This window comes from Indolivaga alginatilytica, assembly GCF_003201355.1.
Lineage (GTDB): Bacteria > Bacteroidota > Bacteroidia > Bacteroidales > Dysgonomonadaceae > Dysgonomonas_A > Dysgonomonas_A alginatilytica.
The window spans coordinates 217,683-231,801 of the sequence record NZ_QICL01000003.1 but is presented as its reverse complement, the minus strand read 5'-3'; the positions used below and the strand labels follow the sequence as shown (position 1 = coordinate 231,801).

Genomic DNA, 14,119 nt, shown 5'->3' with positions numbered 1-14,119 from the left:
ATATACTTGTATATTTAAAATAAACTATCTACTTTTGCAAGCCAAATTCGATCAGAAACAATAACGAATAATATAATATAGCAATGAAAAGAACTTTTCAACCCTCTAGAAGAAAGAGAATAAACAAACACGGATTCCGCTCGAGAATGGCTACAGCTAACGGTCGTAGAGTATTAGCTTCTCGTAGAGCAAAAGGCAGAGGCAAATTAACTGTATCTGACGAAGCTGCGAAATAATAGAATAGACTATTCGTTTAGTCTTCTGTATAAAATAAAAGTAGGAATTAATTTTAATTCTTACTTTTGTCATTCATACAAGTACCGTTACTTACCTAATTTAAATAGATGAATTGGTTTGATATCTGCATAATCATAGTGATAATATATTGTATCATAAAAGGATATAAAACAGGTTTAGTTAAGCAATTATCTACGCTCGCCGGTCTTATAGTAGGAGCCGTTCTGTCGGGCAAACTCTCCATTCTGATTCTTCCCTACGTAAAGCATATAAAACAAATACCCGATTATATGGCTGCTCCTCTGTCATATGCTCTTACTTTCCTCATTATCATTTCGTCCTTTTACTTACTGGGAACCATGATGGAGGAAATACTAAAGACGGTAAAAATGGGTACAATAAACAAATTAGCCGGAATTGCATTATGCCTTACCAAATGGTTATTCGCAATAAGTATTGCTGTAAACCTTATCGTACAAGCCGATGAACATCATCAACTGTTAGCTCCTAAAATACGTAATGGATCTGCCACCTATAAATACATTCAGCCTTTTGCTCCTAAACTGGTTCCCTTCCTCAAATTCAGTTTCGATTAAGAAGCCAGGTTTTATCTATCAGTTAGCAGTCAACAGTAATCAGTTAACAGGGTACAGTAGCGGCTGACCGAACAAAGAAAAAACAAGAGAAATAAAGATCGTAAAAAAGATGTTACTTTTGTTACCTTTGTAACCTTTTTTATTCTTACTCATTAATATACAGAACATTAAAAAAACACGCAAAAGTAACACCGGCAGTAACCTTTGTAACCTTATTGATTACTTTTTGGAACGAATGTCACCCTGTTGTGTAACTATTTCGGTTATTGATTGGCATTGCTCTTTAAATTAGTCCTTTTTATCATTTAAATGCTTTACTTTTATGATCCAATTGAGATTTACTCCTTATGAGCACAGCCAATACTTATAAATATAAATTAGGATTAGCCTTAAGTGGCGGAGGCGCAAAAGGATTTGCACATCTGGGCGTACTTAAAGCCCTTGAAGAAAAAGGGATTGCCCCGTCTATAATAGCGGGAACAAGTGCAGGAGCTTTTGCCGGAGTACTGTATGCCGATGGCAACAGTCCCGATGAAATACTTTCCTTCTTTCACAAAAAGGCTTTCAAAGAGTTTGCCGAGCTTACTATTCCACACACAGGTATATTTAAAGCAGATCGATTCAGGCAGTTTTTGAAGACACACCTGAAAGCAAGAACTTTCGAAGAGTTGAAAACTCCTCTAAAAGTAGTGGCTACCGACATAGCCAACGGAACAAGCACCGTATTTGACAAAGGACCGCTTATTCCGGCAATTACAGCATCGTGCGCCTACCCTATTGTATTTACCCCTGTAGAGATAGAGAAGGTACACTATGTAGACGGAGGTCTATTTAAAAACTTTCCGGTAACACCCATCCGCTTCGAGTGCGAAAGTATAATAGGTGTAAATGTGGCACCTCTTACTAAACTAAAATACAAGAACTCTCTGCTATATATTGCCGAGCGATCATTTCACTATATCTCGGTATCAAACTCTCTGGCTGATCGGAAACTTTGCGATCTGTTAATAGAACCCGATAGGTTATCTTCCTATGCCATGTTCACTTTAGAACATACTAAAGATATTTTCAATGTAGGCTATGAGGTTGCTATGCAGGAGCTAGAGAAAGATAAGAACAAGGCGTTATATGAGAGTTTACTCACTCCGTACTAACAAATAACCAGCCCAAACAATATCCGAAATAGTGTTAATGGCATAATTTATGCATTGATATTCATTTCCTAACAAATAGTTTTATAAATTTGCACTCGATAAATCTACAATTACAATAAAACAACTCATCAATGGAACAAATGGAACAGATACCATTCAAAATCTTCTCGGGAACCAAATCTCGTTACTTAGCTGAAAAAATCTGTAATAGTTTAGGTTGTCCACTCGGCAATATGAATATTGAGTACTTCGCCGATGGCGAATTTTCTGTATCATACGAAGAGTCGATAAGAGGACGTCAGGTATTCCTGATTCAATCAACCTTCCCTTCTTCGGACAATCTGATGGAACTATTATTAATGGTAGATGCCGCTAAAAGAGCTTCAGCCCGTTCTATTGTTGCAGTTATTCCTTATTTCGGATGGGCAAGGCAAGACCGCAAAGACAAGCCTCGTGTATCCATAGGTGCTAAACTTATTGCTGATATGCTAAGTGCAGCAGGAATCAACCGACTCATTACAATGGATTTACATGCCGATCAGATACAAGGTTTCTTTGATGTACCGGTAGACCACTTATATGCTTCTGCAATTTTCTCTGATTATATTAAAACATTGGATCGTGAAAATCTTGTAATAGCAACTCCTGACGTAGGAGGAACAAAGCGTGCCAGTTCGTATGCCAAATATTTTGGTGTTCCTATGGTTATCGGTTATAAACTACGTAAGAAAGCAAACGAAATATCTGAAATGCAAATCATTGGAGATGTAGAAGGAATGGATGTATTGCTTGTTGATGATATAGTTGACACAGCAGGCACTATAACTAAAGCTGCCAATCTGATGAAATCGCATGGTGCACGCTCGGTTAAAGCTATTGCCAGCCACGCAGTAATGTCTGATCCGGCATCGGAACGTGTAGATCAGTCGGCTCTATCTGAAATTATATTCACAGACAGTATTCCTTACTCAAAGAAATGCGAAAAAGTTACAATTCTTTCTGTAGCCGATGTTTTTGCAGACTCAATCAGAAGAGTATGTAACAATGAGTCTATCAGCTCTTTGTACGTTCTGTAAGCCAACACATATAGCAAGATTGGGTTCGTAATTCTATTACTGAACCCAATCTTTATTTTTGAAAAAGCCAATAATGTTTTGCCATGTCAGCAAATAAGAATATTTTTGCTTGTTAAAAGGCTAAATAATAACGAATATATATTGAAACGATGAAGCTCCATCACGAAGGGCGCAGTGAACTAGCAATACTAATCTGCATACTATTGGTACTCAATGGTAGTTTGGTCTACTTTTTTGGGAAAAACATATTCACCTTTTTAGTACTAGGTGCATCTGTTACATTCTTTTTTATTGTTCTTAACTTCTACAGAAGTCCATACCGCCGTTTTACAGGCGATATGGTCAACTCCATTGTGTGTCCGGCCGATGGTAAAATCGTAGCAATAGAAGAGGTGTTCGAACCCGAATATTTTAAAGACAACAGATTACAGGTATCCGTATTTATGTCGCCATTAAATGTGCATGCCAACTGGTTTCCTATTAATGGCAGAGTGATATTGAAAAAGCATCATAACGGACGCTTCCAAGCGGCATATTTACCTAAGTCAAGCACCGAAAACGAACGTTCTACAGTCGTCATAAGACGAGAAGACGGAGTAGAAATACTTATGCGTCAGATAGCAGGTGCTATGGCAAAACGAATTGTTACATATCCAGATGAAGGCTATGAAGCACATATCGATGAGCACATGGGTTTCATTAAATTAGGGTCACGCGTCGATTTATTTCTACCGCTTGACACTAAAATAAATGTAACTATGGATCAAAAGGTTACAGGTAATCAAACTGTTATAGGAGAACTTCCGTTACAAAACAACGTATGAAAAAACATATCCCAAATTTACTTACATCAATGCATGCCTTCTCGGGGTGTATAGCTTGCGTCATGGCATTCAATGGTAATTATTTATGGGTTGTTATATGGGTTATAATTGCTTCTGTTTTTGATTTTTCGGATGGATTTGCAGCAAGGCTCCTAAAAGCAAGCTCTACAATCGGTAAAGATTTAGATTCTTTGGCTGATATGGTTAGTTTTGGAGTAGCACCTGCTCTTGTTGTATTCAGGCTTTTGTCTGATTCACCAACAATAAATACACTTGATTGTTCGATTGCGGAATATATACCATATATTAGTTTTCTACTGGTAATATTTTCGGCTCTCAGATTAGCAAAATTTAATAACGATGAGCGTCAATCAACATCCTTTATAGGATTGCCAACTCCTGCTAATGCTCTATTCTGGATAAGCTTATGTTATGGAATCAGTGAAAGAGATGAGTTTATCCAAACTATTAGTTTTTATCCGATAATAGCTCTTATTATTGTATTCTCTCTTCTGTTAACATCCGAAATACCCATGTTTTCATTAAAAGTCAAAAGCATAAAATTCAAAGGAAACGAATTGAGGTATCTTCTGATACTTTTTATGATAATTGCCATTTCCTTTTGGGGATTATTAGGTATTGCTGCAGGAATAATACTTTACATAATACTATCTGCAACAACGTCTAAACTCTTAAAGCAACCTTAAGACCTCAGGCCTTTTTATCGCTCTGGTGAGTATATATAATAAGAACCTCCTATAAACAGAGGTGATATCACTAAATAGTTGAAATTACTTAGAATTAGCAGAAGGTCGTTAAATATTCAAAAAAGCTTTTCATTGAATCGGTATTCATTGTATATTTACATTCAAGGTGTCAGACCTTTTTATTGCTTTAGCAAGTATATCAGAGATAATCGGTTGTACTTCTAAGATATAGCAATAAATACTAGTATATTACTTATTACAATTTTCGATGGGTAGTTTCTTTTTATTTATACTAATAGTATTCTTTGCAATCATAGGCTTGATCGGAGCTTTTGTGTTGAGATTCGTACGTTTGTTTACTAAACAAACGAGTGGGTTCAATAACAGCAGGTCAACTCAGAATAATAGATACGATGACCAACAGGGTCAACGATCACATAACGAGAATAATCATCAAAAAATATTCAGCAAAGAAGAAGGCGAATACATTGATTACGAAGAAGTAAAATAAGCAGAAGTCTAAACTTACTGCTTATTTTTATTATGCTCAAATTGCTCTTTCAGTAAACCTTTCAACTCAGCTACACCTTCCGATGCACCTTTGCGTATGAAATGAACTTTGCCTCGGGAAACTGAAACTTCGTTTGGATCTATCACATAAATAGGAGTTCCTGCATATACATAATTAATAAGTCCTGCTGCCGGATATACATTCAGAGAAGTTCCTATAACAACCAAAGCGTCCGCTCTTCTCACAATTTCCTCTGCTTCCGCCATCAAGGGCACAGCCTCTCCAAACCAAACTATATACGGACGAAGCGGAGATCCGTCCTCGCATTTATCATCTACATTTATATCAGGATTCAACGGATCCAAAGGGTAGACTTTATCCGGATTTATTGACGATCGGGCCTTCATCAATTCGCCATGCAAATGTATAACTGTTGAACTTCCGGCTTTTTCATGTAAATTATCTACATTCTGAGTTATAATCTGCACATTATATTCGTGTTGCATCTCTACCAACCCGATATGCCCATTATTAGGCTTGGCTAATAAAGACTCCCTCCTTCTTTTATTGTAAAAATCTAAAACTAACTGAGGGTTTCTTTGAAAACCTTCCGGTGTAGCCACATCTTCTACACGATGTTGTGCCCATAGTCCACCGGAATCTCTAAAGGTTGCAATTCCGCTTTCTGCACTCATTCCGGCCCCGGTTAAAACAACAATATTTTTCACTTCAAATATTTTTTATAAGATTTAACAAATAAATTACCAAGATCTTTGATTTTCAAGCATGAAAGTTAGATAAAATATCACTAAAAGAGTTATTTTTGCAAGATTATAAAATCAGAAATCAACGTAGGGTATAAAAAAAGGAAAATCCCGAATAATAGAAAGACAATGGATAAAATAAGCTACGCTCTAGGATTAAGTATTGGAAACAATTTTTTAAGCTCAGGTATCAAAAAGATCGACATCAAAGTATTTGCTAAAGCATTGGAAGATGTATTAAACGATAATCAGCCAGCTATGAGCTACGACGAAGCTAAGAGCGTTATTAACGACTACTTTACAAATCTACAAGCAGAAAAACTTGACATCAACGAAAAAGCTGGTCAGGAATTTTTAGAGATCAACAAAAAACGTCCGTCTGTAGTAACTCTTCCTAGCGGGTTACAATACGAAATCATCACTAAAGGAGAAGGTAAATTACCACAAGCTACCGATCAGGTAAAATGTCACTACCATGGAACACTTATCGATGGTACTGTATTTGACAGTAGCGTGCAACGCGGAACTCCTGCTACTTTTGGTGTAAATCAAGTAATCAAAGGTTGGGTAGAAGCTCTTCAATTAATGCCCGTAGGTTCAAAATGGAAATTGTTTATTCCTGCTGATCTTGCTTATGGCAAAGCAGGAGCCGGACAATCAATCGAACCTAACTCAGCATTAGTATTCGAAGTCGAAGTATTGGATATTGTATAATAATTAAATCATAATTAATTTTTCAAATGAAAAAATTTCAAATCCTTGCACTTAGTGCAATTGCTGCTATTGGAACAATGGCTGTTTCTTGTCAGGGAGGCGCCGGTACTCCTAATGCAACTTTAAAGACTGAGGTTGACTCTCTTTCTTATGCTTACGGAGTACAACTATCAGAAGGCGGACTAAACCAGTATCTATCACAATTAGGCGTAATCCAAGACACTGCTATGTTCAAAGCAGTAGAAGGACAACGTATTGCTGCAGAATCTGATCCTGCAAAGAAAGCTCAACTTGAAAAAGCTCTGGTTTCAAAAATAGACTCTTTAAATAAAGCTAATTCTAAAAACTTAGTTCAATTCATCAAAGGATTAAGCGAAAGTTTCAATAGCACAAGCAAAGATCAAGATGCATACTTCAGCGGTCTTCAAATTGGCAGCCAATTGAAACAAATGTCTGAAGGTTTTCAAAATCAAGTATTAGACTCTGCACAAGTTAATAAACAAGCTTTACTTGCCGGTTTACTTAACTCTCTAAAACATGAAAAACTTGCTATTGAAAACGCTACAGATCTAGTTAACAGCAAGATGATGGCTTCTCAAGCTAAGTCTCAAGCTAAACAAGAAGAAGAACTAAAGAAACAAAACGGTCCACAAATCGAAGCGGCTACTAAATTCCTAGAAGAAAACAAAGCAAAAGATGGTGTTGTTGCACTTCCTAGCGGACTTCAATACAAAGTAGTTAAACAAGGTACAGGTGCAATACCAACTGCCAGCGACAGAGTTAAAGTATTCTACAAAGGATCTTTAATTGATGGTACTGTATTTGAAACTAACGAAGGTAAAGACCCTGTTGTATTTGGCGTTGGCCAAGTAATCAAAGGATGGACAGAAGCACTTCAATTGATGCCTGCAGGTTCAAAATGGACTCTATATATCCCTTACGACCTTGCATATGGTGCACAACAAGCTGGTTCTATCGCTCCATTCTCTACTCTTATCTTTGATATAGAATTGGTGAGTGTTGAAAAATAATTTTTCGAAAACTTCATAATAAAAAAGAGACTGATATATATCAGTCTCTTTTTTATTATAATCACAGATTTTCTTCAGAAATTCAATTCCTGTTTTATCATCGGAAAGAAAATAAATGAGAATCTGTGATTATTAAAAGATGGATATTTATGAGCTTTAAAAGATATAGTTCAGTTTAAATGGTACGATCTTACATTTTACAATCAGATGAGACCTTAATTATTTTAATAATATGCTAGTAAAAGACCCATTTTTTCTCCTAAAAAAATACGTAGGTAAAAAAATACTACTATATTTGACACATAAATAGAATAAAAAGAAAGAATATGGAAAAGATTGATAAACTTGACAAAAAGATTCTCGAAATTATTTCGCAGAATGCAAGGATTCCATTCAAAGATGTTGCCCTGGAATGCGGTGTATCCAGAGCAGCTATACATCAACGTGTACAGCGAATGATCGAAATGAAAGTAATCGTAGGATCGGGATATATTATCAACCCTAAAGTTTTAGGCTATAACACATGCACATATATCGGTGTAAAGCTTGAAAAAGGATCGATGTACAAAACTGTAATACCCGAATTAGATAAGATACCGGAGGTAGTAGAATCTCATTTTACAACAGGACCTTATACAATCTTGGTTAAGTTATATGCCAAGGACAACGAACATTTAATGGAACTCCTGAATAATAAAATACAGGAGATACCCGGTGTTGTTGCAACCGAAACTATGATTTCTTTGAGTCAAGGGGTAAAACGTCAAATTCCAATCACAAAGCCTGAGTAACATACACATATATACTCAAATAAGACGAAAAAGACAATCTATTCGAATAGATTGTCTTTTTCGTTTACTAAAAAATACAAAAGCTACAACTTACATCCCTTTTTTTTAATACTTTTGCACTTTAGAACAAGTGATTTTAGAGATACAATGGGAAAAGATAAACAAACAGATAGTTTTCTAAAAAAAGCAATTAGTAATACATATGTAAGAAATATAGCAGCAATGGTTCTCATTGCTATTGTTCTTACAGGGATTACCCTTTTTTTTATCAATAAATATACACGCCACGACCAAGCAATAGAGGTTCCTGATTTGAAGGGACTACAAATTGAGGATGCAGCAGCTATGATTGCTGCGAAAAATTTAAGATACGAAATAGTAGACTCACTTTTTCAGAAAGATGGTGTACCCGGTGCTATTCTGGAACAAATCCCAAGCGGAAAGTCCAACGTAAAACATGGTCGTACAATATACCTCACTGTACAGGCTAGAAATGAACCTTTAGTAGCAATTCCCGATCTTGAAGATGCTTCTTTAAGACAAGCGGAAACACTGCTTAATGCATTAGGAATTTATCAAATTAACATAGTTTCTGTTCCATCCGAATTTCAAGATTTAGTTTACGGAGTTGAATACAAAGGTACTCCGCTTAAAGGTGGACAAAAAATACCAAAGGGCTCGACCGTAACCTTGAAAGTAGGAAATGGCAATGGAAGCGACACTTCTCTAGACAGTTTACACACTGAAGAAAGTGAAACATTCACAGAATGACCAATCAGCTTGAAGATATAGAAGATCTCCTAGAAGGAGATCCGGAACAAGACTCGTCCGAATTATTTGAACATTATCGGTTTGTAGCCGATAAAGGACAGGGTTTATTGCGTGTTGACAAATTTATAACAACACGTATAGACGGAATTTCGCGTAACAGAATACAAAATGCAGCAGATGTAAATTGTATTTTAGTGAACGGAACACCCGTAAAATCAAACTACAAAGTGAAACCTAACGATGTCGTAACAATAGTTATGGATCGTCCGCGTCGTGAGATTGAAATAATCCCCGAAGACTTGCCTCTTGATATTGTATATGAGGATGAGGATTTAATGGTTATCAATAAGCAGGCAGGATTAGTTGTACACCCCGGTCATGGTAATTATACCGGAACTTTGGTGAATGCAATAGCTTTTCATTTACAGAATACTCCCGAATATGATGCCAAAGATCCTCGTTTAGGCTTGGTGCATCGTATAGATAAAGACACCTCGGGACTATTGGTCATCGCTAAAAATCCGATGGCAAAAACCCACTTATCAAAACAATTCTTCGACAAAAGCACCAAACGCGAATACATCGCATTAGTTTGGGGTGCAATCGAACAAGACTCCGGTAGAATAGAAGGTAATATTGGTAGAAACGTTAGAGACAGACTGCAAATGACTGTCTTTGAAGACCCCGAACTAGGAAAGCCTGCGGTTACCAACTACGAAGTATTGGAACGGTTAGGCTATGTAACACTAGTGAAATGTCGCCTCGAGACAGGTCGTACCCACCAAATACGTGTCCACATGAAACATATAGGGCATACACTATTCAATGACGAGCGATATGGAGGTAATATTATATTAAAAGGTACTGCATTTACAAAATACAAGCAATTTGTTCAGAACTGCTTCAATTTGTGTCCACGCCAAGCACTCCATGCCAAGTCATTAGGCTTCATTCATCCGCGTACAGGAGAAGAAATGTTATTTGAATCTCCTCTACCTGAAGATATGACTCTTATGATTGATAAATGGAGAGGCTACATTTCGAATAGAGACTTTTAACTTTAAGGTCGCAGACCTTTTTGTTGCTTTGACAAGTACAACGGACAAAGACAGTTATGTTGACAAAGCATCGCATTTAATATTTAACGTTACTTGATAATATATATATCTGAAATTACTTAAGTACTTGCCATGAAGAAAAATGTTGCAATTATATGGGGAGGATATTCTTCTGAGATTGTAGTCTCGGAAAAAAGTATGAACGGAATATATTCGTTCTTAGACAAAGACCGATATAATGTCTATAAAATAAAAATAGACAGAAAAGGGTGGACTGCAAATATTGAAGATAAGGAATACAATGTTGACAAAAACGACTTTAGTATCTCTTTTGACTCAGAAAAGATAAAAATTGATTTTGCCTACATAACTATACATGGCACTCCGGGAGAAGATGGACGTCTGCAAGGTTATTTTGATATGCTAAACATACCTTATTCTTCTTGTGACTGGATGGCCTCGGCTATCACATTCAATAAGTTTGTATGCAATAACTTTTTAAAGAATTTCGGGCTCAATGTTGCTAAATCAGTATATCTAAGCAGAGAAACCAAATATAACACAGAGAATATTGCTGAAGCTCTTAAATTTCCAATATTTATAAAGCCAAATACCGGAGGATCGAGCTTTGCTACAACTAAAGTAAAATCAATAGAAAAAATGCAGGAAGCTATAGATTTTGCTTTTAGCGAAGCATCCGATGTAATTATCGAAAGCTTTATAAGTGGCAGAGAGGTTACTTGTGGTTGTTACAAAACAACAGATCATGAAGTTGTATTTCCAATAACCGAAGTAATTACCAAGAACGAGTTCTTCGATTACAATGCAAAATATATGGGAGAAGTTGAAGAAATAACTCCAGCCGATTTATCACCCGAAATTACTCTCCAGATACAACAACTCACATCCAGAATATACGATCTGGTAGGAGCAAAAGGAATAATAAGAGCCGACTTTATAATTTCAGGGGATACTCCTTATTTATTAGAAGTAAATACGACTCCGGGCATGACCGCTACGAGTTTTATCCCACAGCAAGTAAAAGCTGCAGGTTTAAATATAACAGATGTTTTAAGTGAAATTATTGAATGTGAATATCAAAAAACACAAAAGAGTTTATGATGAGCGATAGTAAATTCGTTGATATAGCCCCTTTAGAAGATAAGGACGTAAAGAAAGCTATCCAAGAATTGGTAGTAGACCCCGGTTTCATGTATGCTGTTAAGTATATACTTCCGGATATAAATTGGGATGAGTTTTCGTCTGAAATGTTGCAGTACAATACAAAGTTTGATTTTCAGTCAAAAATGATTGCACCGACAGTATGGGGATTGGCAAACAAAACATCATCCGGTGTAACTAGCTCCGGATGGGAAAAATTAGGAGACAAAGCTCACCTTATCATATCAAACCACAGAGACATCATTCTGGATGCCGGAATATTAAACATACTCCGCAATGATAAAGGAATGGATACTACAGAAATAGCTATCGGCGACAATTTATTAATTCACCCGTGGATAGAGAAACTGGTTCGCCTCAATAAAAGTTTTCTTGTCAAGCGAGGTGTATCTGTCAGACAAATGCTCGAAGTATCGCGTCATATGTCAGAGTACATTTATCATGTAATCAATGAAAAGAAAGAATCGGTATGGCTTGCCCAAAGAGAAGGCAGGGCTAAAGATTCCAATGATAGAACTCAGGAAAGTGTACTGAAGATGCTTGCGTTGTCTGCTCCGTCAGGAGGATTTACAGAAAGAATCAAAAGTCTGAATATACTACCATTATCTATTTCGTACGAATACGACCCTTGTGATTATCTGAAGGCAATGGAATTTCAGTTAAAAAGAGATAATCCCGAATACAAAAAAGCCCAAATAGATGACCTAAGAAATATGGAAATCGGGCTGCTTGGCTTTAAAGGAAAAATTCACTTCCGTTTTGGGAATGAAATAAATGACAAATTAGATTTCATAGAATCACTGGATAAAAAAGAGCGCATATCGGCTGTTGCCAGAATTATTGATCGTGAAATTCATCTGAATTATGAATTTAGCCCTTGTAACTACATTGCTCATGACCTGTTGGAAAATTCGAACAAATACAAAGAGCATTACACCGACCAACAGGTTAATGATTTCAAGGACTATATATCAAAGCAGATTGATAAAATAAAACTCGAGAATAAAGACATCCCTTTTCTTAGGAATAAAATCCTGGAGATGTACTCGAATACTCTAAAAAACTATCTCATAGCAAAGGAAGAATAATTATTCTTCCTTTTTCTTTTTTATTGTTAAACGACAACTGTACTATTATATTTTTCATAAATTTGTATGAAGACGAAAGATATAAGGTCTCAGACCTTTTTATTGCTTTGCCAAGTATAATAGCGAGAGACGGTTATAGTTATAAAATGGAACAATAAACATTTACTGTTACTAAATTACCTTTTTCGTAAGGGGTTCAATCGCAACGGAGCTTCCTACAACAACAAACTTGCAAATGAGCAGAAACTAATTATTATAAAATAAGTAAACATCATGACCAGAGTAAAAAGTATAACAATCTGTTTTGTATTCCTCTTAACCTTGTTATCCGGCAATATTTTTGCTCAGGTATTAGTTCAGAATGACAAATTTACTTACGCTCCACTTTTCAACAACCAGGTAGTATTAGTGAGAGAAATCCCGCTGAATAACAATGATATTGAAAAAAGTTTTCACAGAGTAAAGGAATGGGGTAAAGAAAGATATGCTTCATCTCCCCTTATCTCAAATATAAGATATGACAATACAAACAAAGAGATTATTATAAAGTCAAGAATAGAACTTCTGCTTCCCGAGAATAATGAGAAAATAAGAGAGAAAGTTGTTATGACTTACCATCTCAATGCATTTATATTTAATGACAAATGCGTATTTGAGGTAAAAGGTATTACTTACAAATTACATAATATCAAAAAGAGTGTAAAGGCAGAAGATATCATTACGCCATCGGCCTTAGAGGTGGCAGGCCCCCAGCAGGAGTTAAGAGTAAATATCCAAAGAAGTACTTTATTCTTTCTAAACGAATTGGCCGACAGTTTGGCGAACGCATTAAACGCACCGGATACGCTTTAAGGTTTCAGACTTTATTATAACCCTGATAAGTAGGACAACTATAGTTAGTTATAATTTCAAGATAGGGTATTGAATTGCCGGAATTACTTAAAAATCAAGACGGAGTTGTTTATTTGTCAAATTAAATGTCAGACGATGATAGGGTGTTATTCCATGTTCTTCAATAGCTAGTCTATGTCTAATCGTGGGATATCCTTTATTCTGATTCCACCCGTACTGAGGATACTCCTCATTCAGTTTCATCATAAAATCATCCCTGTAAGTTTTAGCTAATACCGATGCAGCAGCAATTGCAAGGTATTTACCATCACCTTTTACGACACAAGTATGAGGTATGTTTTCGTACTTTTTAAATCTGTTTCCATCAATCAATAAATGCTCGGGAGTCATCTTTAGATCGGATACAGCCCTATGCATTGCCAGGAAAGATGCATTCAATATATTTATCTCATCAATTTCAGTATGAGACACAACACCAACTGCCCATGCCAGAGCTTGTTCTTCGATAACCTTCCGCAGACTGTATCTCGTTTTTTCTTTAAGTTGTTTTGAATCGTTTAGCAGTTCACAACTGAAATCAGGAGGTAGAATAACAGCTGCTGCAAATACAGGACCGGCTAAACATCCGCGTCCGGCTTCATCACAACCGGCCTCTACAAGATCAGGATTTAAAAATAATTGAAGCATCTTAAGTGTATTGAAATGAAGATTCTCTTGCTCTAAAAAGAGCAACCAAATCCGAAGAATTATATTCAAGCAATAT

General features: G+C 36.2%; 17 protein-coding genes. 15 read left to right on the top strand and 2 right to left on the bottom strand.

Annotated elements, in window-relative coordinates; genetic code table 11:
• Positions 1–83: 83 nt before the first annotated feature.
• From rpmH to CLV62_RS04975, 7 genes are all read left to right on the top strand, one after another.
• Positions 84–236: a 50S ribosomal protein L34 gene (gene rpmH / locus CLV62_RS05005; RefSeq protein ID WP_050709734.1), complete on the top strand. Its 153-nt coding sequence runs from the start codon at positions 84–86 to the stop codon at positions 234–236.
• 108 nt (positions 237–344) lie between these two features.
• On the top strand, positions 345–833 hold the full coding sequence (locus CLV62_RS05000) for a CvpA family protein (RefSeq protein ID WP_110309677.1): 489 nt from the start codon (positions 345–347) through the stop codon (positions 831–833).
• Between the two features lie 347 nt (positions 834–1,180).
• Positions 1,181–1,987, top strand: a complete 807-nt coding sequence (locus CLV62_RS04995; protein WP_110309676.1) for a patatin-like phospholipase family protein — start codon at positions 1,181–1,183, stop codon at positions 1,985–1,987.
• 140 nt (positions 1,988–2,127) lie between these two features.
• Positions 2,128–3,063 (top strand): ribose-phosphate pyrophosphokinase, encoded by a 936-nt coding sequence (locus CLV62_RS04990; RefSeq protein WP_110309708.1) that lies wholly within the window; start codon positions 2,128–2,130, stop codon positions 3,061–3,063.
• A 149-nt stretch (positions 3,064–3,212) separates the two neighbouring features.
• A complete protein-coding gene (locus tag CLV62_RS04985; protein WP_110309675.1) occupies positions 3,213–3,887 on the top strand; it encodes a phosphatidylserine decarboxylase family protein in 675 nt (224 codons plus the stop codon).
• Positions 3,884–4,594, top strand: a complete 711-nt coding sequence (locus tag CLV62_RS04980; RefSeq protein WP_110309674.1) for a CDP-alcohol phosphatidyltransferase family protein — start codon at positions 3,884–3,886, stop codon at positions 4,592–4,594. The genes CLV62_RS04985 and CLV62_RS04980 overlap by 4 nt, the downstream gene beginning before the upstream one ends.
• Before the next feature lie 268 nt (positions 4,595–4,862).
• Positions 4,863–5,105 (top strand): DUF4834 family protein, encoded by a 243-nt coding sequence (locus CLV62_RS04975; RefSeq protein ID WP_110309673.1) that lies wholly within the window; start codon positions 4,863–4,865, stop codon positions 5,103–5,105.
• 14 nt (positions 5,106–5,119) lie between these two features.
• Here CLV62_RS04975 and CLV62_RS04970 read toward each other — a convergent pair whose 3' ends face one another.
• On the bottom strand, positions 5,120–5,833 hold the full coding sequence (locus CLV62_RS04970; RefSeq protein WP_110309672.1) for an SIR2 family NAD-dependent protein deacylase: 714 nt from the start codon (positions 5,831–5,833) through the stop codon (positions 5,120–5,122).
• Between the two features lie 165 nt (positions 5,834–5,998).
• Between CLV62_RS04970 and CLV62_RS04965 the strand changes: the two genes are divergently transcribed.
• From CLV62_RS04965 to CLV62_RS04930, 8 genes are all read left to right on the top strand, one after another.
• Positions 5,999–6,583 (top strand): FKBP-type peptidyl-prolyl cis-trans isomerase, encoded by a 585-nt coding sequence (locus CLV62_RS04965; protein ID WP_110309671.1) that lies wholly within the window; start codon positions 5,999–6,001, stop codon positions 6,581–6,583.
• A gap of 26 nt (positions 6,584–6,609) precedes the next feature.
• Positions 6,610–7,614 carry an FKBP-type peptidyl-prolyl cis-trans isomerase gene (locus CLV62_RS22145; RefSeq protein ID WP_110309670.1) on the top strand — a complete coding sequence of 335 codons (1,005 nt, stop codon included), beginning with the start codon at positions 6,610–6,612 and terminating at the stop codon, positions 7,612–7,614.
• Between the two features lie 326 nt (positions 7,615–7,940).
• Positions 7,941–8,405, top strand: coding sequence for an Lrp/AsnC family transcriptional regulator (locus CLV62_RS04955; protein ID WP_050709723.1), 465 nt, complete (start codon positions 7,941–7,943; stop codon positions 8,403–8,405).
• A gap of 114 nt (positions 8,406–8,519) precedes the next feature.
• Positions 8,520–9,176, top strand: coding sequence for a PASTA domain-containing protein (locus tag CLV62_RS04950; RefSeq protein WP_146212702.1), 657 nt, complete (start codon positions 8,520–8,522; stop codon positions 9,174–9,176).
• Positions 9,173–10,234, top strand: coding sequence for an RluA family pseudouridine synthase (locus CLV62_RS04945; RefSeq protein WP_110309668.1), 1,062 nt, complete (start codon positions 9,173–9,175; stop codon positions 10,232–10,234). The genes CLV62_RS04950 and CLV62_RS04945 overlap by 4 nt, the downstream gene beginning before the upstream one ends.
• A gap of 132 nt (positions 10,235–10,366) precedes the next feature.
• Positions 10,367–11,356 carry a D-alanine--D-alanine ligase gene (locus CLV62_RS04940; RefSeq protein WP_110309667.1) on the top strand — a complete coding sequence of 330 codons (990 nt, stop codon included), beginning with the start codon at positions 10,367–10,369 and terminating at the stop codon, positions 11,354–11,356.
• Entirely contained in the window at positions 11,356–12,504 is a 1,149-nt protein-coding gene (locus tag CLV62_RS04935) for a hypothetical protein (RefSeq protein ID WP_110309707.1), read from the top strand. The genes CLV62_RS04940 and CLV62_RS04935 overlap by 1 nt, the downstream gene beginning before the upstream one ends.
• Before the next feature lie 273 nt (positions 12,505–12,777).
• The gene (locus tag CLV62_RS04930) at positions 12,778–13,356 is read left to right on the top strand and encodes a DUF4468 domain-containing protein (protein WP_110309666.1); all 579 of its coding nucleotides are present in this window, start codon (positions 12,778–12,780) and stop codon (positions 13,354–13,356) included.
• Between the two features lie 87 nt (positions 13,357–13,443).
• Here the strand turns inward: CLV62_RS04930 and CLV62_RS04925 are convergent, their stop codons facing one another.
• Positions 13,444–14,043 carry a ribonuclease HII gene (locus CLV62_RS04925; RefSeq protein ID WP_110309665.1) on the bottom strand — a complete coding sequence of 200 codons (600 nt, stop codon included), beginning with the start codon at positions 14,041–14,043 and terminating at the stop codon, positions 13,444–13,446.
• Between the last annotated feature and the right edge of the window lie 76 nt (positions 14,044–14,119).

Coding starts and splice junctions, on each gene's coding strand:
- CLV62_RS04975 (WP_110309673.1), top strand. CDS start 4,863: ATGGGTAGTTTCTTTTTATTTATACTAATAGTATTCTTTGCAATCATA.
- rpmH (WP_050709734.1), top strand. CDS start 84: ATGAAAAGAACTTTTCAACCCTCTAGAAGAAAGAGAATAAACAAACAC.
- CLV62_RS04985 (WP_110309675.1), top strand. CDS start 3,213: ATGAAGCTCCATCACGAAGGGCGCAGTGAACTAGCAATACTAATCTGC.
- CLV62_RS04965 (WP_110309671.1), top strand. CDS start 5,999: ATGGATAAAATAAGCTACGCTCTAGGATTAAGTATTGGAAACAATTTT.
- CLV62_RS04955 (WP_050709723.1), top strand. CDS start 7,941: ATGGAAAAGATTGATAAACTTGACAAAAAGATTCTCGAAATTATTTCG.
- CLV62_RS04940 (WP_110309667.1), top strand. CDS start 10,367: ATGAAGAAAAATGTTGCAATTATATGGGGAGGATATTCTTCTGAGATT.
- CLV62_RS04930 (WP_110309666.1), top strand. CDS start 12,778: ATGACCAGAGTAAAAAGTATAACAATCTGTTTTGTATTCCTCTTAACC.
- CLV62_RS04990 (WP_110309708.1), top strand. CDS start 2,128: ATGGAACAGATACCATTCAAAATCTTCTCGGGAACCAAATCTCGTTAC.
- CLV62_RS22145 (WP_110309670.1), top strand. CDS start 6,610: ATGAAAAAATTTCAAATCCTTGCACTTAGTGCAATTGCTGCTATTGGA.
- CLV62_RS04945 (WP_110309668.1), top strand. CDS start 9,173: ATGACCAATCAGCTTGAAGATATAGAAGATCTCCTAGAAGGAGATCCG.
- CLV62_RS04980 (WP_110309674.1), top strand. CDS start 3,884: ATGAAAAAACATATCCCAAATTTACTTACATCAATGCATGCCTTCTCG.
- CLV62_RS04925 (WP_110309665.1), bottom strand. CDS start 14,043: ATGCTTCAATTATTTTTAAATCCTGATCTTGTAGAGGCCGGTTGTGAT.
- CLV62_RS04995 (WP_110309676.1), top strand. CDS start 1,181: ATGAGCACAGCCAATACTTATAAATATAAATTAGGATTAGCCTTAAGT.
- CLV62_RS04935 (WP_110309707.1), top strand. CDS start 11,356: ATGAGCGATAGTAAATTCGTTGATATAGCCCCTTTAGAAGATAAGGAC.
- CLV62_RS05000 (WP_110309677.1), top strand. CDS start 345: ATGAATTGGTTTGATATCTGCATAATCATAGTGATAATATATTGTATC.